Source organism: Clostridioides sp. ES-S-0049-02 (genome assembly GCF_020658465.1).
In the GTDB taxonomy this organism is placed as follows: Bacteria; Bacillota; Clostridia; order Peptostreptococcales; family Peptostreptococcaceae; genus Clostridioides.
On record NZ_JACVWG010000086.1, the window covers coordinates 1 to 256 of the forward strand.

Below are 256 nucleotides of genomic sequence, written 5' to 3' on the forward strand. Positions count from 1 at the left end.
ATAGAGATTATGTGGTTACAATAGCAGAGAGGATACACCTGTTCCCATTCCGAACACAGAAGTTAAGCTCTCTAGCGCTGATGGTACTTGGTGGGAAACTGCCTGGGAGAGTAGGACGTAGCCACGTTGAATATTCCAAGGTAGCTCAACGGTGGAGCAACCGGCTGTTAACCGGTAGGCTGTGGGTTCGAGCCCCACCCTTGGAGCCAAAAAAGCCGAAGTGGCGGAACTGGCAGACGCACAGGACTTAAAATCC

The 256-nt window shown here is 51.6% G+C and carries 1 tRNA gene and 1 rRNA gene; both read left to right on the forward strand.

What is annotated here, in order from left to right:
• The first annotated feature begins 10 nt into the window (after positions 1–10).
• Positions 11–127, forward strand: a 5S ribosomal RNA gene (rrf, locus tag IC213_RS20785).
• A gap of 7 nt (positions 128–134) precedes the next feature.
• Positions 135–209 (forward strand) — tRNA-Asn (locus IC213_RS20790).
• Positions 210–256 lie beyond the last annotated feature (47 nt).